The organism is Ekhidna sp., assembly GCF_964218185.1.
Lineage (GTDB): Bacteria > Bacteroidota > Bacteroidia > Cytophagales > Cyclobacteriaceae > Ekhidna.
Genome location: NZ_CAXPLV010000008.1, coordinates 347,314 through 367,326, shown reverse-complemented (window position 1 = coordinate 367,326; position 20,013 = coordinate 347,314). Strand labels below are relative to the sequence as shown.

Annotated in this window: 16 protein-coding genes; 8 read left to right on the top strand and 8 right to left on the bottom strand. The window is 41.6% G+C overall.

Annotated elements, in window-relative coordinates; translation table 11 throughout:
• Positions 1–90: 90 nt before the first annotated feature.
• The 7 genes from ACEQZT_RS14370 to ACEQZT_RS14340 all read left to right on the top strand — a co-directional run bounded on the left by ACEQZT_RS14370 (position 91) and on the right by ACEQZT_RS14340 (position 7,835).
• Positions 91–717 carry an L-threonylcarbamoyladenylate synthase gene (locus ACEQZT_RS14370; RefSeq protein ID WP_370090147.1) on the top strand — a complete coding sequence of 209 codons (627 nt, stop codon included), beginning with the start codon at positions 91–93 and terminating at the stop codon, positions 715–717.
• Positions 714–1,331 (top strand): WbqC family protein, encoded by a 618-nt coding sequence (locus ACEQZT_RS14365; protein WP_370090146.1) that lies wholly within the window; start codon positions 714–716, stop codon positions 1,329–1,331. Before ACEQZT_RS14370 ends, ACEQZT_RS14365 begins: the two co-directional genes overlap by 4 nt.
• Before the next feature lie 143 nt (positions 1,332–1,474).
• A complete protein-coding gene (locus tag ACEQZT_RS14360) occupies positions 1,475–4,036 on the top strand; it encodes an ATP-dependent Clp protease ATP-binding subunit (RefSeq protein ID WP_370090145.1) in 2,562 nt (853 codons plus the stop codon).
• 103 nt (positions 4,037–4,139) lie between these two features.
• A complete protein-coding gene (locus ACEQZT_RS14355; RefSeq protein ID WP_370090144.1) occupies positions 4,140–4,712 on the top strand; it encodes a hypothetical protein in 573 nt (190 codons plus the stop codon).
• Positions 4,709–4,996 (top strand): winged helix-turn-helix domain-containing protein, encoded by a 288-nt coding sequence (locus ACEQZT_RS14350; protein ID WP_370090143.1) that lies wholly within the window; start codon positions 4,709–4,711, stop codon positions 4,994–4,996. The genes ACEQZT_RS14355 and ACEQZT_RS14350 overlap by 4 nt, the downstream gene beginning before the upstream one ends.
• Positions 4,997–5,049: 53 nt before the next feature.
• Entirely contained in the window at positions 5,050–5,751 is a 702-nt protein-coding gene (locus tag ACEQZT_RS14345; protein WP_370090142.1) for a tetratricopeptide repeat protein, read from the top strand.
• Positions 5,748–7,835: a carboxypeptidase-like regulatory domain-containing protein gene (locus ACEQZT_RS14340; RefSeq protein WP_370090141.1), complete on the top strand. Its 2,088-nt coding sequence runs from the start codon at positions 5,748–5,750 to the stop codon at positions 7,833–7,835. The genes ACEQZT_RS14345 and ACEQZT_RS14340 overlap by 4 nt, the downstream gene beginning before the upstream one ends.
• Positions 7,836–7,842: 7 nt before the next feature.
• On the opposite strand, the gene ACEQZT_RS14335 is transcribed toward ACEQZT_RS14340, so the two are convergent.
• From ACEQZT_RS14335 to fabG, 6 genes are all read right to left on the bottom strand, one after another.
• Positions 7,843–9,873, bottom strand: a complete 2,031-nt coding sequence (locus ACEQZT_RS14335; protein ID WP_370090140.1) for a hypothetical protein — start codon at positions 9,871–9,873, stop codon at positions 7,843–7,845.
• A gap of 123 nt (positions 9,874–9,996) precedes the next feature.
• On the bottom strand, positions 9,997–11,139 hold the full coding sequence (locus tag ACEQZT_RS14330; protein WP_372530165.1) for a hypothetical protein: 1,143 nt from the start codon (positions 11,137–11,139) through the stop codon (positions 9,997–9,999).
• 110 nt (positions 11,140–11,249) lie between these two features.
• Entirely contained in the window at positions 11,250–12,113 is an 864-nt protein-coding gene (locus ACEQZT_RS14325) for an outer membrane beta-barrel protein (RefSeq protein WP_370090138.1), read from the bottom strand.
• Positions 12,082–13,785 (bottom strand): DUF1501 domain-containing protein, encoded by a 1,704-nt coding sequence (locus ACEQZT_RS14320; protein WP_370090137.1) that lies wholly within the window; start codon positions 13,783–13,785, stop codon positions 12,082–12,084. Before ACEQZT_RS14320 ends, ACEQZT_RS14325 begins: the two co-directional genes overlap by 32 nt.
• Before the next feature lie 9 nt (positions 13,786–13,794).
• Positions 13,795–15,567, bottom strand: a complete 1,773-nt coding sequence (locus ACEQZT_RS14315; protein ID WP_370090136.1) for a DUF1800 family protein — start codon at positions 15,565–15,567, stop codon at positions 13,795–13,797.
• A gap of 146 nt (positions 15,568–15,713) precedes the next feature.
• A complete protein-coding gene (gene fabG / locus ACEQZT_RS14310; RefSeq protein ID WP_370090135.1) occupies positions 15,714–16,460 on the bottom strand; it encodes a 3-oxoacyl-[acyl-carrier-protein] reductase in 747 nt (248 codons plus the stop codon).
• Between the two features lie 137 nt (positions 16,461–16,597).
• Here fabG and lpdA point away from each other — a divergent pair, with 137 nt between their 5' ends.
• Positions 16,598–17,992 (top strand): dihydrolipoyl dehydrogenase, encoded by a 1,395-nt coding sequence (gene lpdA / locus ACEQZT_RS14305; protein ID WP_370090134.1) that lies wholly within the window; start codon positions 16,598–16,600, stop codon positions 17,990–17,992.
• A gap of 54 nt (positions 17,993–18,046) precedes the next feature.
• Here the strand turns inward: lpdA and ACEQZT_RS14300 are convergent, their stop codons facing one another.
• Complete coding sequence (locus tag ACEQZT_RS14300) at positions 18,047–19,024, bottom strand: homoserine dehydrogenase (RefSeq protein WP_370090133.1); 978 nt, start codon at positions 19,022–19,024, stop codon at positions 18,047–18,049.
• Positions 19,021–19,989, bottom strand: a complete 969-nt coding sequence (gene metX, locus ACEQZT_RS14295; protein ID WP_370090132.1) for a homoserine O-acetyltransferase — start codon at positions 19,987–19,989, stop codon at positions 19,021–19,023. Before metX ends, ACEQZT_RS14300 begins: the two co-directional genes overlap by 4 nt.
• Positions 19,990–20,013: the final 24 nt, after the last annotated feature.

Sequence of the window (20,013 nt, the reverse complement as noted above, 5' to 3'; positions counted from 1 at the left end):
GCTTAATAATTTGATAATTTGATTTTGAAATAGGTACTTTTTACCTCTTTTCTTAGCTTATTTAGCTGGACAGACTTGTTATAGGAATTTATGGCGGCAGAGTTTATCAAATTGTATGAGGAAAATCCTGAGCGCAGGAAAATAGTGGAGGTAGCTAACGTCCTCAGAGAAGGGGGAGTGATCATATACCCCACCGATACCGTTTATGGATTAGGGTGTGATATTTTTAATCAAAAGGCGATTGAGCGGATAAGGTTGATTAAAGGAATAAAAGGCAAACACCTCAACCTGTCATTCATATGTTATGACCTGAGTCACATTTCCGAATACACCAGACACCTGGACACACCTACCTTCAAATTGATGAAAAAGGCTTTGCCAGGCCCTTATACATTTATTTTGGAATCGTCCTCCAAGGTTCCTAAAATCTTAAATGTGAAAAAGAAAACAGTGGGTATTCGTGTTCCGGATAATAATATTCCCAGGGAAATTGTGAAGGAACTGGGAAACCCAATTATTACTACATCTATCCATGATGATGATATTCATGATCATGCTACCGATCCGGAGATTATTTATGATCAGTTCGCCAATCAAGTAGATGTAATCATAGATGGTGGATTTGGTGATGTCCACCCAAGTACGGTGATAGATTGTACAGGTGGTGAGCCAGTCATTGTGAGAGAAGGAATGGGCGATATTAATTTGATAGGATGAGTCAGCTGTTGATCGAGCCTCATTATTTAGGGAGCGTCGAATATTATGTGCTGCTTGCGCAGCATGATGAAGTACACTTTGAGATCAACGACTCTTTTCCCAAACAGACCTATAGAAACAGAGCGTATTTTCTGACTTCAAACAAAGTGCAACCACTAATTATCCCTGTAAAGTATTCAAATGGAATGCCCACTAAAGATGTAACTATAGACCATTCACAACGATGGGTCAAAGATCACTGGGGAGCATTTTATTCTGGTTACGGCAAAGCTCCCTTCTTCGAATATTTTTCAGAGGATTTTAGAACCATTTGGGATAATCAGATTAAGTATCTCATAGATTTGAATCTGAAATTCAATGAGCAAATGTTCAAAATTCTGCAGCTATCTGCTAGTGTCAAACTGACAGAAGATTTTGCACACAGTTCTTCTTATGATTTCAGAAATATGATTATCCCTAAAAAACCGTTTACTGATCGAAAAATATATAAGCCAGCACCATACACCCAGCTTTTTGGTGATACCTTTGTTCCAAATCTGAGCATCGTAGATTTGATAATGTGTGAAGGTCCAAATGCGGCACAAATTTTGACCAACTCACATAGAAGAAATTGATCAAACCAAAGCAGAATCGAGATGCATTAAGTATTTCGATGAGATATTGAACAAATCTGAAACTGCTCACGTTTTTTCACCTACATTGAAGGATATTTCTTCGTATATCCTATATTTTTACTAAAAAGCGAAAGGCAAAACGCATGTCAAAAGAGGCAAAATTTTCAAATAGAGTCAAAGAAGTTATCTCGCTGAGTAGAGAAGAGGCTCTTAGATTGGGGCACGACTATATTGGAACTGAGCACCTCCTGCTGGGGATGATCAGAGAAGGTGAAGGCGTGGCGGTGAGCGTGATGAAAAAGTTAGGTCTCTCAATGAAGGAGCTTCGCTCTGCAATTGAGCAAGCTACTAAAGGAACCGCAACCAGCAACGTGAAAAATCTGGCGAATATTCCATTGACTCGCCAATCAGAAAAGGTATTAAAAATCACATATTTAGAAGCTAAGATCTTCAAAAGCGCACTGATTGGAACAGAGCATTTGTTGCTCTCAATCCTTCGCGATGAAGATAATCTGGCAACTCAGATCCTTGAGAAATTTGAGGTTAACTACGATTTGGTGAAAGAAATGCTGGAATATCAGACAGAAAACCCAATGGCTTCTGCTGATACTGATGATCCTAACGACGAGGGAGATGAGCTGTATTCAAGCTCTCCGAGGGGATCAGGCAGATCCACTTCAGGTAAAGAAAAAGGAAATGAAAAGTCCAGAACTCCTGTCCTTGACAATTTCGGGAGAGACCTTACTAAACTAGCCGAAGAAGACAAGCTAGATCCGATCATTGGTCGTGAAAAGGAAATTGAGCGTGTGGCTCAGGTATTGAGCCGAAGAAAGAAAAACAATCCAATTCTTATAGGCGAGCCTGGTGTGGGTAAAACCGCCATTGCTGAAGGATTAGCTTTAAGAATCGTCCAGAAGAAAGTATCTAGAATACTTTTTGGAAAACGAGTGGTAACACTTGATTTAGCTTCTCTTGTGGCTGGCACCAAATATCGTGGACAGTTTGAAGAGCGTATGAAGGCGGTAATGAATGAGATTGAAAAGTCTCCTGAGGTTATCCTATTCATTGATGAGCTCCATACAATTGTTGGCGCTGGAGGAGCTTCTGGCTCGCTGGATGCTTCCAACATGTTCAAGCCAGCACTTGCACGAGGTGAGATTCAATGCATTGGAGCTACAACCCTGGACGAGTATCGCCAGTACATCGAGAAAGATGGTGCTTTGGCCAGACGATTCCAGATGGTAATGGTAGATGCTACTTCTCCAGAGGAAACGCATCAAATCCTAGAAAACATCAAAGACAAGTACGAGAATCATCATCATGTGAATTATACACCTGAGGCGATCAAAGCTTGTGTTACGCTTTCAGATCGATATATTTCAGACCGATTCCTTCCGGATAAGGCGATAGACGTAATGGATGAAGCAGGAGCTAGGGTTCACATCAATAACATCAATGTTCCGAAGATCATTACTGAGCTGGAAGAGCAGATAGAGGATGTGAAGAAGGAAAAAAATAAGGTGGTGAAAAGCCAGAAGTATGAGGAGGCTGCTCAACTTAGAGATAAAGAGAAAAAGCTGATTGCTCAGCTGGAGGATGAAAAGACCAGATGGGAAGAAGAGACGAGAACCAAACGATATGAAGTTGGAGAGGACAATGTGGCGGATGTAATAGCCATGATGACTGGTATTCCAACTAAGCGAATAGCTGAAAACGAAAGTGCTAAGCTTTTGACCATGGGTAAAGAGCTTGAAGGTAATGTGATTGGTCAGAATGAAGCAATAAAAAAGCTTTCAAAAGCTATTCAGCGAACAAGGGTTGGCTTGAAGGATCCGCGAAAACCAATTGGTTCTTTTGTGTTCCTTGGTCCTACAGGAGTAGGTAAAACTGAGATGGCTAAGGTACTTTCTACATTCCTTTTTGATAAAGAGGATTCACTGATAAGGATTGATATGAGTGAATACATGGAGAAATTCTCAGTATCAAGACTGGTAGGAGCGCCTCCGGGATATGTAGGATACGAAGAAGGTGGTCAACTCACCGAGAAAGTGAGAAGAAAACCATACAGTGTCGTTCTTCTTGATGAGATAGAAAAAGCACACCCAGATGTATTTAATATACTACTGCAGGTGCTTGACGATGGAGTGCTTACCGATGGATTGGGTAGAAAAGTTGATTTCCGAAACACACTTATCATCATGACTTCCAATATTGGAGTTAGAGATTTGAAGGATTTTGGAGCTGGAATAGGCTTTGCAACACAGAGCAGAAAAGATAGCATGGATGAAATCATGAAGTCCACTATTCAGAATGCGCTGAAGAAAACATTCAGTCCTGAATTCCTGAATAGGCTTGATGATGTGATCATATTCAATTCGCTTGAAAAAGAAGATATTTTCAAAATCATTGATATCACTTTAGGTAAACTTTTTACAAGAATCACAGATTTGGGATACTCCATAGAGTTAACCAAGAAAGCAAAAGAATTCCTGGCAGATAAAGGATTCGATCCGCAATATGGAGCGAGACCATTGGCACGAGCTATTCAGAAACATTTAGAGGATCCTGTGGCAGAAGAAATTCTGAAAGGAGAAATCCAGGAAGGAGACACTCTGGTGGCAGATTGGGATGGAAAGAAAGAAGAGTTGAGCATTAAGCTCAAGAAAAAGAAAGCTCCCAAGGCTTCTGATAAGAAAGAAAAGTAAATTGAATAAAAGGATGGAACTCCATCCTTTTATTTTTATCATTTGGTTTATAAAATAAACTATTTTATATTTGTTTCGTATTTATAGTAAAATCTATAAAATCATGAGTAACAAAGAATTATCAAAAGACGAGAGTTTAGCGCTAATCACCGATATGATTGGGCAGGCTAAACGGAATGTAGCCAAAGGAGGAAGTTTCTATTTTCTGCTTTGGGGATGGGTAGTACTATTAGCAAATTTAGGACACTACCTTATTGCAACTTACAACTGGTATGAGCATCCGTATATCGTGTGGGTCTTGACGATTCCGGCAGCCATCGCTTCTATGGTTTATGGAGCCAAGAAGAGCAGGGAAAGTGCTGTCAAAAGTCATCTGGATCGTTTGTATAGTCAGATATGGCTATCAGTTTTCATTGGAGTACTAATCATACTTTTTTTCATGGCTGATGTAAACTACAATGTAAACGCGATAATCTTAGTTTTTGCAGGCATTGGAACGTTTATTTCTGGTCAGGCACTTAGATTTAGCCCATTGATCATGGGAGGAGTGGCGTTGTGGGTTGCCAGTATTGTTGCATTTAATTTACCGGCAATTGATCAGTATTTGGTTGGAGCAGTTGGTATTTTAGCAGGATACCTGATCCCAGGATACTTACTTAGAAAGGCAGAAAAATGAGTGGTTTTGCACAGTTAGATCCGTTATTGCATTCACAGCTTAGGCTGGCAGTGATGTCTCTTTTGATTGGGGTGGATTCGGCGGAATTCGTTTTTATCAAAGAGAAGACCGGAGCAACCGCTGGAAACCTGAGTGTCCAATTGGATAAACTTTCTAATGCCGGATATATAAGTGTGACCAAGTCTTTCAAGGGAAAGAAACCATTAACTACTTGCAGTATTACTAAGGTGGGCATCAAGGCATTTGAAGATTATGTAAATAACCTTAAACAATACATCGAATAAATTTTTTTTGAATTTATAGTTTATAAAATAAACTACTTTAAATAGTGTCAATTATGAAAAACTTAATAACTATTTGTGTGCTGATGATCTCGGGGATTTCATTGGCACAGACTTCAAAGCAGACACAATACGCTGCATACTTAACCGCAAGTAAAACCATGTGGGAACGGAGCATAGCTCTGGCTGAAAAGGAAAGTGGTGCGGATAGCTTTGAAAAGGCCATCGCCATGTATGGTTTATTAAACAATACCATGGCAACTCAGGATGAAGAAACCTTTGATGCGAACGTGGATCAAACGAAAGATTTGCTAAAGGAGATAATTGAGAAAGACCCTGATCATGGTGAAGCAAGGGCTGTTCTTTCTTCTGTTTATGGATTGGTCATGGCATACAGTCCTATGAAGGGCATGCTTTACGGAATGAAGAGCTCATCCTTGATGGAGGAGGCATTGAAGCTTCAGCCAGAGTCACCACTGGTACAAAAACTATACGGGGGATCTAAGCTGTACACGCCAGAAATGTTTGGCGGGGATACAAAGAAAGCCGCTTTGGCTTTTGAGAAATCTATAGAGCTTTTTGAGGACGGAGATACCACTGAGAACTGGCTCTACACGGATACTTTCATGGGCTTGGCCATGGCTTACAATAAGATGGGGGAGAAGGAGAAATCAAAGTCTACTCTTGAAAGAGCCATTGAGATGGAACCGCAGTATCACTGGGCTAAATCTGTGTTGGCTAAAATGAAAAATCCATGAAGGCCATTATCTCCATATGGTTTTTACTTGCTTCCATTTGCATACCTGCTCAACAGATAGTCACTGGTCAGGTAGTAGATTCTCAGAGCAATGAGGGTCTGATCGGAGCGCATGTTTATCTCCTCAAAAACTGGAGGAAGGGAGCGATTACTGACATTGAAGGCAAGTTTAGCTTGGATCTTGAAAAATCAGATTTAAGTGACTCCTTGATTGTCTCCTATGTTGGATTCAAGGAGGTTTTAATCCCTGTTTCCAATGTGGGAGTAATTACACTTCAGGCGATAGAAACTGAGGGAGAGACTGTTGTGGTCACGGCGAAACCATTGATTGCTGAGGAGTTTAAGTATATAGAGATCAAAAAGATTGATATATATACAAATCCGTCTGCTAAGGCTGATCCGATTTTGGCAGTAAACTCCCTGCCCTCTTCTACAACTACGGATGAGTCTGCAAACATCAGCTTAAGAGGAAGTAGTCCGCTTGAAACAGGTATATTTTTAAACAACGTACCAATTTATGATGCGGTACGCTATTCTCAGCTCAATGGAATTGGCACGTTTAGTATTTTCAATACGGCAATTATAAAGGACGTTGTTGTGTTTCCAGGCAATCCTCCATTGGAGTTTGGAAATGTTACCTCAGGGATTATTTCAATGCAAACAGATGATAGGGTATTGGAAGGGAATGCCAACTCTGTCATCGTTAGCCTGGCGAATATTGGCTTTTCGAGGGAGCAGAAGATCAATGAGAAGCAAAGCTTAAAGCTATTCAGCAATTGGCAACCCAGCGGGCCTATAAAAAGTCTCAATGAAAAAGCTTTGGAGGACATTAAATCATTTAGCTCCAACGATCTGGGACTGTACTGGTATGGTGCTGGTGAGTCAGTGAATTGGAAGATTTTGAGTTACTCTGTTACCGAAGGGTACCAGTTCAATTTTAAGCACCCAAGCTTTACTGGAATATTTGATCAACACAAGCAACGCACATTTTTAATTACCAGTATCGATAAGTCATTAGGTAAGGGGACATTTAGTTTTAATAATGGATTGACCTATAGCAATGGAGATTATGGCTATTCCAATGTTGCCTTTAATGTGAAGAAGAAAGACCTCTTTTTAGGAGCCAACTATTTGTTGTCTAATGCCAATTTTAGCTTTAAAACTGGAGTGAGTTATGACTATCGATATTCAGTTATAAATGGCAATTTCCATCAATTGACTTATGCACTGGGCCCCAATCATCCCACTGAGCTAATGAATGAAAGTGCGGATATTAAGGTATTGGAAGGTTTTGGATATTTCAAATACTTCCTGTCAGAAAGGATCGCGTTTGGCGTGGGGATGAGGAAGAATATCCCATTGGATCAGATACCGGGTTACTTAAGCAATCAGGCAAATATTGCTTATTCTAATGATGGCTGGACAATTACAATTGGAGCTGGCAACTATCATAAGAATGGACTTATGGAGAACACCGGAGAACCATTTGAGTCAGAAAGTTCTCAAAAGTCTGTTGACATCAAAAGGGAAGTTAACAACCTTGAAATTGCTCTTAGCCTCTTTGACAAGGAAGGCGAAATCAATGATAAATCCTATGCTGCAATGGGAGCAGAACTGTTTGCTGCATTTCGATTTTCTTCGAAATTGAATGCTACTGCATCCCTCACTTTACTGGATGCAGAAAGTGATCAAAAGGGTTACGTTTATGACCTTTCCTACTTTATTCGGGGGAACATTGCTTATTCACCTGGCCGATTCTGGACGATAGAATCCACCTTGGTAGCAAGGGAAGGCACCACAATTGCTGAGGTGGTATCAGCATCTTATGACAACTCATTAGATGTATATGAACCTGATTTTGCTGAGAGTTTACTTCGCCTATCTCCGTATTCTAACATTGGACTTTCTGTAAGCAAAATTTTCACCATCTCTGAGAAGATGAATGTGATTGCTTTTGCAAGCTTGAATAACATTTTGGATAAAGAGAATGTGAGAGATTTCACTTACAATTATGATTACACGGAGCAAAGCCAAAATCTTTTCTCTCAAAGAACAGGATATCTGGGTGCGGTCATTAATTTTTAGCGCTTCCTTAATACCCACCCCAATATTTCCTCAAAAACCATTCAGCGGAAAAGAGGGTGAAGATGATAAGGTACCACCACCAGGCACGATACAGAGGAATGATATCTTCTTCACTTTTGATAATTGATTTGAAATTTCGCTGAATGATTTCGACAGCCAACTCATCAGCGTTATTTATGTGTGCATATTTCCCACCTGTTTTGTCTGCAAGATTTTTTAAAAGCCGGTGATCTGCCGTAAGATTCAAAAATTCTGGATTGATGTCTTGGACGGAGAATTCACCCTGATCGATCAGCGTTTTATTACCTACCTTAACGCTAGCCTGGAACCGATAAATGCCAGGCTGTAGGGTAGGAGATTTAAACGATGATAAAAACTCCGAATCGGTGAAGTTGAAGTTTTGCGACTGGCCATCTTCGCCTGTGATGGTTATGGAAATATTATTTTCATATATCCGTTCATAAATGTCATTGTAAACTTCAGAGTCAAAGACGATTGGCTCTGAATCAGAAAAATTATTTTTTCTGACGGAGAATCTGAATTGCTTCTTGTCGTTTTTTACCGACAGAAACTGAACGGTCTTGGTGATCAAATTTTTGAATTGGTCAGAGTTTCCGTTGATGGCAGCTTCCTGAAGCTTCCACCTCCAGATATTTTGTCCTACGAGAATAGCACTTTTCTGACTTCCATCATCATATACAGCCATGAGGGGCTTTTGAGTTTTCACACTACCCAATTTTTGATACATCAAGATTTCCGTTGGCCCGGTGATGGTATAATCTCCAAACGGGACTTCTATGGGTGGATATTCTTCAAAAGCAGACACATCTTCAATTTTGAATTTGCTGAAAGCCTGATTGAACGAACCGAAGACTTTATCGGGTTGTGAGCCCCGGCGCTCGATGGAGATGTAGGGAAGTTCCTTATTGATGGAGGTGATAGAGCTTTCATTATTTAGGATATACCAGATCCCAGGATTTTCCTTCGGTTTGAAGTTGATGCCAGATGTGAAAGCTCCATGAAAGATGACCACATCGTAAATCTCGCTTGGCTTATCCGGATGTATGGAGGGTATGAACACATCCGCTTGGTAGTTACCCGTTTCAACCAGTGTACTCCTAATTGATTTAATATCCGGGTGTGGAGCATTCGCAACAATTAAGACCTTTTGTCTCCCGTCAATAACCTCCGTGAAAATATTTGACCGATTATTTTCCAGCGTTGATTCATTGTTTAGTTGGGATATGGAAGCAACCAGATGTCGCAACCCTTCATCTTCAGACTTAATGATAAACTCTACTTCCTGAATAGGATTTCTCAGTCTGACTTTTTGCTCTGCAACAAGATTTCCTTTTTCTCTTAGCTGCACAGATACCTCCTGATTATCATAGCCAGATTGGCTTATTTCTAATCGAATGGGTGTTTCATTTCCTTTAAAAGTGACCTTATTGTACAGTGTTCGGGAGATACTCAAATCAGTTGGGGGAATGGTATCGCCCACGCCTATCGTGAAAACCGGGGTGAGATAATTATTGTAAAGTGGAGAGCTTCCTCGATTGTAAATACCATCAGTAACGAGCACTAAGCCAACTAGATTTTCTTCATCCAATTTCTCATTTGCTTTTTTAATGAGGTCTGAAAGGTTCGTTGTTGAAGATTTAAAGTTTAAAGAATCATCAAAGGATACAACCGAAACCTCGAGCCCTTCATCTTTTAGCTCACTTTCCAGATAATCAATTTTCTGTAAAACATCTTCCTCTGAAGTGCCTCGTGTCAAAATAGACTGGGAGTTGTCCAAAGCTATTGCAATGACAGGCTTTTCTATGCGGTTGATGACCTTCCGAACAGAAGGACTGAGCAGAAGGAGAAGTAAGAAAGTGATTGCAAAAAAACGGAGGGTTGCAAGCAGCCAATTTTGAGTTTTGCTCCAGGGAACATTTTTCTTAGCATACAACCAATAGGCTAGAACTGCAGCTACTAGAATTATGAGTGGTATCCACCAGCCGGAATATTCAAATTGAAGAAAACTTCTATCCATTAAATGTTAATTCGGTTTGATCCAATGCGATCACTAGACATCCATTTGTGTCAGAAATAGAAATCTAACTCAAAAGATCAATACGACTAGAAATTTTTTAAGATTCTATAATGTGTTGAGAGGTTAATTAGTGAACCCGCTGATTTCGCCAGCCGAAATTTTAGTCAGGGCAATTCGCTCAAATCTGCCTGCCACGAAGGTTGTGCCAAGAATTAAAATGGAATTGTCACTTCCTACTTTCATGGATGAAAATGTGAATGGATTGAGGTATCCGACACGATGAGTGCCAGCCACGCTACCGTCTGATGCATAAAAATTTAAAAGGATCTGTCTGCCTTTGGTTTCACTTCCAAATACAGAGTAGGTGTCGTATGAGATGATTTTTGTTGGAGTATATGGTTTTAGTTCAGCCATATTGCCCGGATACAAATCCGCACTTGAGGTGATACCCCCTATCGATAAGGTTGTTGAGGGCAACTGGTAATTATCATCGAATTGGAATCCAGCTACAGCGAATTCGCTACCACTTAGTGGCATTACTCCTCTGATTCCTGCATTGCTTGATTGTCCCTGAACTACACCACTTGGTGAGTCAGAAAAGTTCGTAAAAACTAAAGAGAAGCTATAATTATAAAATCCATTAAAATAGTAATTGCCGGGAGATACCTCTCCACAGAAAAAGGGCAAAGGCCTTTCCGAGGCATTGAGATAGTGATTGATGATTTCCTCTTCCACATCACTACCCGGCCCTATCGTATAGCTGTTACCTCCAAGAAAAGAGCCATCAAGGCCTATTTCGCTGATTTCTGTTTCCAAAGTGATAGGATCGTAGCTTTGAAGAAGGAGACTTCCTGATGAGGTGATGGATGATGAGAGCGGGTAGTTTAATCCACCAATAAGAGACTCAACCTCTACCTCAAGTTGAGGGTTTACACCGATCAAGACTGCTTCTAGTGAAGTCGGATTCATAGCAAAAAAATAACTGTTGCTATCAGTCTCATTTAGATACATTTCCCCAATCGGAACCACATAGTCGTCAAGCTCATTGTCAAATTCATAATTGCCTTCTTCGTCGATTTTGATAAGTCGCACGCCCATGAAGTCTGAATTGGAAAGCTCAGTGCCTGTCAGTATGATATACCCATCTACCGTTTCCACTACATCGATTGGTCGATAGCTCACGTCAAAATTTGAATCGTCATATATCTTGAAAAATGACTCGCTCAGTGAAGGTTCATCATCGGAGCATCCACTAATTAAACTCATGAACAATAGGAACAAAACACCTATGACCGACGCAGAAGATTTTGATGTTTGGTACTTGATTTTTTTTGTGCTCATAACTTTCTCAATGAATGGGTCAAGCGTCACGCTTGCTAGTAGGCTTTAAATTGTTGGTCAATAAATCGGAATGGAAACACAAAACTCAGAGACACATTAATGTCTCTTAAGAATATTTCGTCATTGGCTTCACCCAGTGAGGCCAATTCGTTTTGTTGTTCATTGGGCTTAGTGGCAGAGGTCAAAGATCGCTTATAGTTCACTTCAAAAACTGTCCGAATATTCCAATAGTCAAGGTTTACACCAGCACCACCAGACACTCCCCAAAAATTTTTAAAGGCATCTTTTACACCAAGTGTGGTAGTGCCGCCTGACGATTGAAGCGGGTTGCCCGATGAATAATCTGTTTGGGTGATTTCAACTTCTTTTTGAGCTGATAAGATTAGGCTGTGAAACCCACCTGCCATCACGAATGGTCTGATTTTTCCTGACTTGATCACGTCATACTTGATCATCAATGGCAATTCAATCAGGTCGAGCCGCTGCTCCACATCATATCTTGTTTCAAATCGATTATTTGCTTGCTCACCACGCCATTCCAGTGCGCTGTTGTACTTATACCTGCTTCGCTTATACGCAGGTTGAAAAGAAGCAGAAAACCCCTTGTGATAAAAATTCATTTCGAGTCCCATGTGTGCTCCAGGTAGGGCAAAGTCATCGTAACTTTTTTGAAGACTGTCGGCTGAATAATCAATGGGGCTGAAACCTGTATTTCTTTCATCTGGGTAGGCTTGAGTATAGTTCATTCCGATTTTTAGACCAAGCCAAAACTGGGTATCCAGAAATGATTCGAGCGGATTTTTGTCAGGTTTTTTTTGTGCGAATGCACCTCCTGCTATTAGCATGAGGATTATTAGTCCAGCTAACTTACTTGCGAATGATGAGTCTTTTTGTATCATCTAACATTTCTGATTTTGCTTTAATAAAATAGAATCCCGGACTCATCGCATCGAGTACGAATGAGAATGTATGTGAACCAGGTGCTACCCGACGATTGATTTGCGAAACAATATCACCCCGCACATTGATCAACTGGATGTTTACATCCTGATAATTATTCACAAAAATTTTGGCTTGTGTATAATTTGAAGCCGGGTTCGGATATACTGACTCAATTTTATAATTCTTTCGGATGTATTCCTTATCACCTAGAATCACCTCTTTTATGAGGTCCATTGGTTCATAGTTGCCACCGTCAGGATTTGACCCATCAATAAAGTCACGGAAGAAGATATCATTTTCAATCACCGATTTTTCCACTCCCATCCATTCATAAAGGATGTTTGCGTAGATCTGACGGTAATCAAACTGCATGCCTACATTACTTTGCGAAACGTCTGGTACAGTTCCGTAAATTCCGGGCTTTACACCCAGCCCAAACATCATCACTGGCCCACCCGTACCATGATCGCTACCATAGCTTCCATTGGAGCCTACCCTTCTTCCAAACTCAGACATGGTGAGCGTAAGCGCCCGGTCTTCCAGCCCTCTAGAACGAAGGTCTTTTTGAAAAGCTGCCATGGCAGAAGAAATATGATACAAGAGAGCAGAGTGAACCCCCATGGTAGAGTCATAGCTCTCAACTTGCGAGGCGTGTGTGTCAAAGCCCCCCATTTTCACCAAAAACACTTTGGTTTTCACACCCCCTGCAAGCAGTCTTGCTACCAATTTCAATTGGTTACTCAAAGGATTTCTTTTGGCTCCAGCAGGGGCATTAAAAGGATAGTTCTCCGGATAGGTCACTGTTGTTTCTGCAGCTGAGTCATAGATTTCTGCTAGTCTTCGGATGTAGGTTTCTGATTTATCTTCCAATCCCAAAATCCAGTTCATCTCCTGACCATAAGGTGAATTATTAAGGAAAGCAGGTGGATTTCCTCGTGGGTCTACTCCTTCGTCATTAAAACCTTCCAACTGATCAATAAGGTTAGCCAAATTTCCCGGGCTGCTGCCTAGCGAAATAGAAGTAGGGATGTTCCCCTCTTGATGAAAGAGGAGAGATACATCATTCCCCATTTCCAATGCCAGCGGATCAGGCATTTCTTCAGTGGGAAAATCGGCAGGGTAGGTGAGAGGTTCATATTCTTTGCCAAGATATCTACCGATCCACCCCGAACTGAAGTAATCATCGGCATCACCTCCCATAAACCAGATATCCCGGCCTCTGAAATGTGAGCCATTGTTGTTTTCATACGATACACCCTGAAATACAGCCGCTTTTCCAGAGTCATAAAGTCTTTTAAAATCATGCATATCCGGATGAAGTCCTACTTGCTCTTCGCTGGCTACCGTGCTGTCCAGTGGGATGAGTGTTCGGTTTCCTACCTTATATGGAATAGCAATGTTTGCCCTTCGGCTATAGTATTCATCGTAATTTGAAATCGGAATGATGGTGTTTAGCCCGTCGTTTCCTCCATGAAGCTGTAGGATGATAAGCACCCGATCATTTGTGCTTTGTTGTGCCAGATGCTGAAACTCCTGATGAGAAGCGAGAAGCTTCAAGGGGACACCCTGAAAGGCGATTGGAGCACCAGCCGCAAAACCTATTTTCTTTAAAAAATTCCTTCTTTTCATAGCCGCTGATTACATAAGTTGATACTCTGGTGATTGAAGCATAGCATTGAACAAGTTGGCAAGCTGATTTCTCACCGTTGACATGTCAATGCCGTTGGTCCATCTATTCGTCCACGCAGCTTCCGGGTCAGCGTCAAACTGCGGTGAATAGAGAAATGCTTGAAGGAAATAATTCAAACGTTCCACGGTAAGCTCACCTACGTCCGGAGCATCGAACGTGAGGTTTTCCGAGCTGGGTAAAAAGTATTCCGAAATCGCGATGATGAGATCACGTGCATTAGGCGCGGCAGTGGAAAAATTATCCTGAACAAATTGAACCACATCCACTTCACGCATTTCAGGAGCAGGATCATTGGAAATCAAACCTCTTACAAAATTGTACCGATTTGTCAGGTAGTTTGTGGTAATCCAACTTCTGTTAAAAATTGGAAATTGATGATATGCAGCATACCCCGCCACCTCGAATGGCTCGTAATAATCCATTCCTTGAATGCTTATTTCTCCAAGGAGGTCAATGGTGAAATCGTAGTAATTGGTTAGGTCTGTTTCATAGTCTGGAAGTGAGATGTTAAAATTTCTCATAAAGCCTAAGACCACATCCAATGGAGATTTGATAATACTTCCGAAATTATTGTCATCGTCTCCCGGGCCGGCTTCATAAAAATGCTCACTTGTTAAAAGTGCTTCCAGAACAGGTTGAAGCTTGAATTCATTGGCTGTGAAAATATCTGCCATATCCTGAATAATGTCATCCTGGAGAGCCTGGTCAATTTGATGATAAACGAAAAATCGGTAGACCTCCCGGCAGATGCTTCTCGCCGTTTCAGCCTGATCATAGATCAGGTCCACAAATTGACTGATTTCATCGAGAACGCTTTCTTCAGTAGGATTGCCTGCTTGTAGAAGGTCAGCGTCTGGGGTCACGGCTCCATTGCCCATTCTGGAGCTAAAATTCTTTACACCTTCTTCGTGGCTGGTTGCTATGGTTCCCCCGCGTACCACACCTCTTGGCAATCCGGTCTCTTCATCAATATTTGAAAACGTGGGATCGACGTTGAATCCTGATAGCACTCGTGCACCAGCCTGTACATCTTCCTCGGTAAAGTAGAAATAGTCACCTTCAAATTCTGGTTCAGGCACATTCCCTTCCAATCCCCGACCAACAGAGTAAAGCTCCAGAAGCTCACGCGCATAGTTTTCATTCGGGCTGCCTTTGACATTGAATCTTCCATCGAGAAAGATAAGCATAGCATTGTCTACACTCAGTTTTTTTGTCAACTGTTTGAAGTTTCTAGGAACTACAATGTCTGGATCCATTGGATCTTCAGCAGGGATGCTTAAGTCTTCTCCATCGAAAGCAAAAAGCCTGAAGAGGGCCTGCTGATAGTAAAGTGCTCTAGAGTTTCCAACCACTGACCTTTTGGTTGTGAAATGGGTGTGAAGGAAGAACACAAGCCGCTCACGAAATATGTATGGCAGTTTCAGGGAATCTTCGACACCATTTGCCAACATCTGACCCAGATGCCATGCAAGAAAATATCTTTCTAGCTCAAATTCTTCACTTTCTGCAGCACCGGTAGTAATCCATTCATTGCCTGTTAGCGGATCAATGGGCAGAACCGGGTCAGGCAAGGCTGAGTTGAAAAGCTGCGCAACTGCCTGAGCTGGAGTTAGTGAAGCGAAGGTGTCTATTTCCGAAATAGTGCCACCAAAGCACGTCCGCCTAAGAAGGTGAGCAGCTCGCTTTTTTCCTAGTGTGCTGGTAAGTGCAGTTAAGGGCATTGGAGCTGGTTTGATAATAGAACACTAAAATTAAATCAATTATTATAGAATAAGTGATAAAAAATCTCCAAATAGTTTAACTAATTGTTAAGACAATAAAAAACCCGCCAGTTGACGGGTTTGTGTTTGTTTTCTGTGGCTTGCTATCAAGTCAACATTCCACCATCTACCTGAATAGTCTGTCCGGAAATGTAAGAAGACATATCTGAGCCAAGGAAAATGCAAGCATTTGCTACATCTTCAGGTGATCCACCACGCTTTAATGGAATGGCATCTCTCCAGCTTTGCACGGTCTTTTCGTCCAGAGCATCCGTCATTTCTGTTTCAATGAAACCGGGCGCAATAGCATTGCATCTGATACCTCTGGAACCAAGCTCCAGCGCTACTGATTTTGTGAAGCCGATAATGCCCGCCTTGGATGCGGCATAATTTGCCTGGCCAGCGTTCCCTTTTACTCCCACAACAGAAGACATATTGATGATAGAGCCGCTACGTTGCTTCATCATGGTTCTGCAAGCTGCCTTTACTGTATTGAAACAAGATTTTAAGTTGATGTTTTGAATCGCATCCCAATCCTCTTCACTCATTCTCATTAAAAGGTTGTCTTTGGTAATTCCGGCATTGTTGATAAGAATATCCAATGAACCAAAATCCACCACCACACTGTTGATCAAATCCTGAGCTGCCTGATAGTCAGAAGCATCTGATCGGTATCCTTTTGCCTTTATGCCTCTGGAGGCCAGCTCTTTTTCAAGTGCCTCTCCCTTTTCTACACTTGATAAATATGTGAATGCCACGTTGGCTCCCTGCTCAGCATATTGCTCAGCTATTGCTTTTCCAATTCCTTTTGATGCTCCGGTGATGAGTGCTGTTTTTCCTTCTAGTAGTTTCATTTGACTTTCGTTCTTCAGTGATCTGTTGTGTGATTCAAAATTTGTGGCCAAAGATAATCAGATGAGAGAAGACAAATGAAGGCTTAGTTTCCACAACTTTTCGGGTTAAATTTGCGGCTCAATTTAAATCGAAGAATATGGCATCTAAATATGATCTTATTGTAATCGGAAGTGGACCTGGAGGATACGTGGCAGCTATCAGAGCTTCTCAGCTGGGAATGAAAGTAGGAGTGGTTGAAAAAGCTGAGCTTGGTGGTGTTTGTCTAAACTGGGGATGTATCCCGACCAAAGCCCTATTGAAGAGTGCTCAGGTTTTTGAATACATCAATCATGCGGAGGATTATGGGATCAAGGTAAAGGATGCAAAAGCTGATTTCACGGGCATGGTGAAAAGAAGTCGTGAAGTAGCGAGAGGAATGAGCAAGGGAATTCAGTTTCTATTCAAGAAAAACAAGATTGATCATCTTGCCGGATATGGAACCTTGAAAAAAGGTAAAAAGGTTGAGGTGAAAGCAGCCGATGGTAAAGTGACTACATACGATGCTAACCACATCATACTAGCTACTGGTGGAAGAGCAAGGGAACTCCCTAACCTTCCAATCGATGGAAAGAAAATCATTGGCTACCGCGAAGCGATGGTATTGGATAAGCAACCAAAGAAAATGGTGGTAGTAGGATCTGGCGCAATCGGCGTTGAGTTTGCCTACTTCTATAAGTCCATTGGCACGGAAGTGACTATAGTAGAGTTTATGGATCGAATAGTTCCGGTGGAGGATGAGGAAGTAAGCAAGCAACTAGAGCGAACCTATAAGAAAGCTGGTATGAAGATCATGACTAGCTCAGAAGTGACTAAAGTAGACACCAAAGGTTCAGGTTGTAAAGTGACCGTGAAAACCAAGAAAGGCGAGGAGCAGATTGATTGTGATATTGTGCTTTCAGCAGTTGGAGTAGCCACCAATATTGAAAACCTTGGTTTAGAGGATGTAGGAGTGAAAACTGAGAAAGGTAAAGTACTTGTTGACGATTACTACAAAACCAATGTGGATGGTGTGTATGCAATCGGAGATATTGTAAAAGGACAGGCTCTAGCTCATGTGGCATCAGCTGAGGGTATTATTTGTGTAGAGAAAATCAAAGGCATGCACGTAGAGCCACTAGATTATAACAACATCCCGGGATGTACATACTGTTCACCGGAGATTGCTTCTGTAGGATATACTGAAAAGGCGGCCAAAGAAGCGGGCTATGAAATTAAGGTAGGTAAGTTTCCATTCTCAGCTTCTGGAAAGGCAAAAGCTGCCGGAGCATCAGATGGTTTTGTGAAAGTAATATTCGACGCGAAATATGGAGAGTGGCTTGGTGCACATATGATAGGTGCCAATGTAACGGAAATGATTGCCGAAGCAGTAGCCGCCAGAAAACTAGAGACCACAGGTCATGAAATCATCAAAACTGTACACCCTCACCCAACCATGAGTGAAGCAGTGATGGAAGCGGCAGCTGCCGCATATGATGAGGTGATTCACCTTTAATCATCAGAGAAAAGAATTTAAGCCCCATCCGTCGGCAGACAGATTGGGGCTTTTTTATGCTACAGTCCTTACCTTTTTACTAACCTGATAACTGTAGCCATCGAGGAGTCTCTTCAAGTCTTCCAGCACAGCTGAACCTGTTGGTAACGATCCGGCACCCTTGCCTGCGAAAACATGCCTCCCACTGATCAGTGTTTCCACACTCACCGCATTATTTTCATAATCCACCGAGTAGAGCTCGTCATTTGCTCCCACAGCTTCCGGCTTCACCGAGCAGACGATTTCATGATTTGATTTCTTTAGTGAGGCTACCAATTTGATTTTTCTTCGTTTCGCCTTGGCTCGTTTAATATCTTCTTTGGTCACCCCCTCAATGCTTTCTATTTCAAAGCTTTTCATGGATGGCACCTCTCCAAAAGCATGATAAGCAAGAATGGATAATTTATAGCCAGCGTCTATCCCACTGATATCCAGCGTAGGATTCCGCTCCGCAAAACCTTTTAGTTGAGCTTCCCGCAAAGCTTTTTCGAAAGACCAGTTATTAGCTTGCATCTGTGTTAATATATAATTGGAAGATCCATTCAATATTCCCCTGATTTCCGTTACTTCCTGATCTCTTAAAAATCCATCAACCGTATGTACGATAGGAATGCCGCCACCCACAGCAGCCTCATAGAGAAAGCGGTTTTCAAATGAATCATGCCAGTAAGACACCTCCTGGAGCGATTCTCCAATCATTTTCTTGTTGGCACTAATCACATCCTTCCCGGCAAGCAATGATTTTTGAATGTAGGTTTTTGCTGCCTCAGGATCATCAATAAGCTCGATAATGATATCCAGTTGAGGATCCAAAAGCAGCTCATCGGGATTGTCGGTGAAGTACAATTCATGACCTATACGAGGTAGATCAAGTCGTTTTACACACACCTTTGCAATCTTTGCAGAGATGTGAGGATATTTTTTCAGGTTTTCATAAAAACCTTTTCCGACAGTCCCAAAACCAAATAATCCGATTTTTTTGGGTGTTTTCATAACAGTTCAGTTTTTAATATTGTGTTGATTTGATCGGTTTCCAATAAGAATCCATCATGTCCGTAGAGGCTTGAAATCTCATGAAAAGAACCTAGCTTGGTATTTTTTGCGATAAACTTTTGTTCGGCGACCGGGAACAAAATATCAGTGTCTAGCCCAATCGCTATAGTCTTTGATTCAATGCGTGATAGTGCATTTTCAACCCCTCCAAAATGGCGCCCTACATCGTGGCTATCCATCGCCTTTGATAAGGTGTAATAGCTGAAAGGGCTAAATCTTTTTTTCAGCTTCTCTCCTTGGTATCGTTGGTATGATGACGCTGAAAAGTCATCACTTCTTCCATCACTATCTGTTTGAGTTTTCTCATATGTATGATAGTGTCTGTAGGAGAGCATGGCTATCGCCCTTGCTGCTACCAATCCATTTTCCGGATCGGCTTTTAAAGCCAATCGCTGTGCTTCGTTGAATGCAATGCCCCAAGCAGAGTGTTTGGCATTCGTTGCGATCGGTACAATGGTTTCAAACAAATTTGGCTCTTGTACTGCCCACTCCAGTAGCTGCTGACCGCCCATTGACCCACCTATTCCAAGCTTTATTTTGACTATCCCAAGATGATGTTTGAGTAGTTTCAGCGGCTCTACGATATCACGTATGGTGAGTAGAGGAAAGTCAAGACGCTTTGGTTCCGTACTTCCATAGCAAGAGCCAATAATGTTGGCACACACAATAAAGTGCTTATCAGGATTGATTGGACTTTCTTTTGTAAACAAACTCTCCCACCACTCAGAGGGGTCACTATTGGCTGTTAGCGCATGAAATATCCAGACAACATTGGATTTGTCGGTATTTAATTCACCCCAGGTGGTGTATTGGATCCTAAGATCCCGGAGTGTTTCTCCACACTCCAGGACCAAAGGTTCCTCAACCTTAAAACCAAAAGATTTAACTGAATGTCGTGTTTGCATAATCTTTTAAAAACTTGTTCAAAA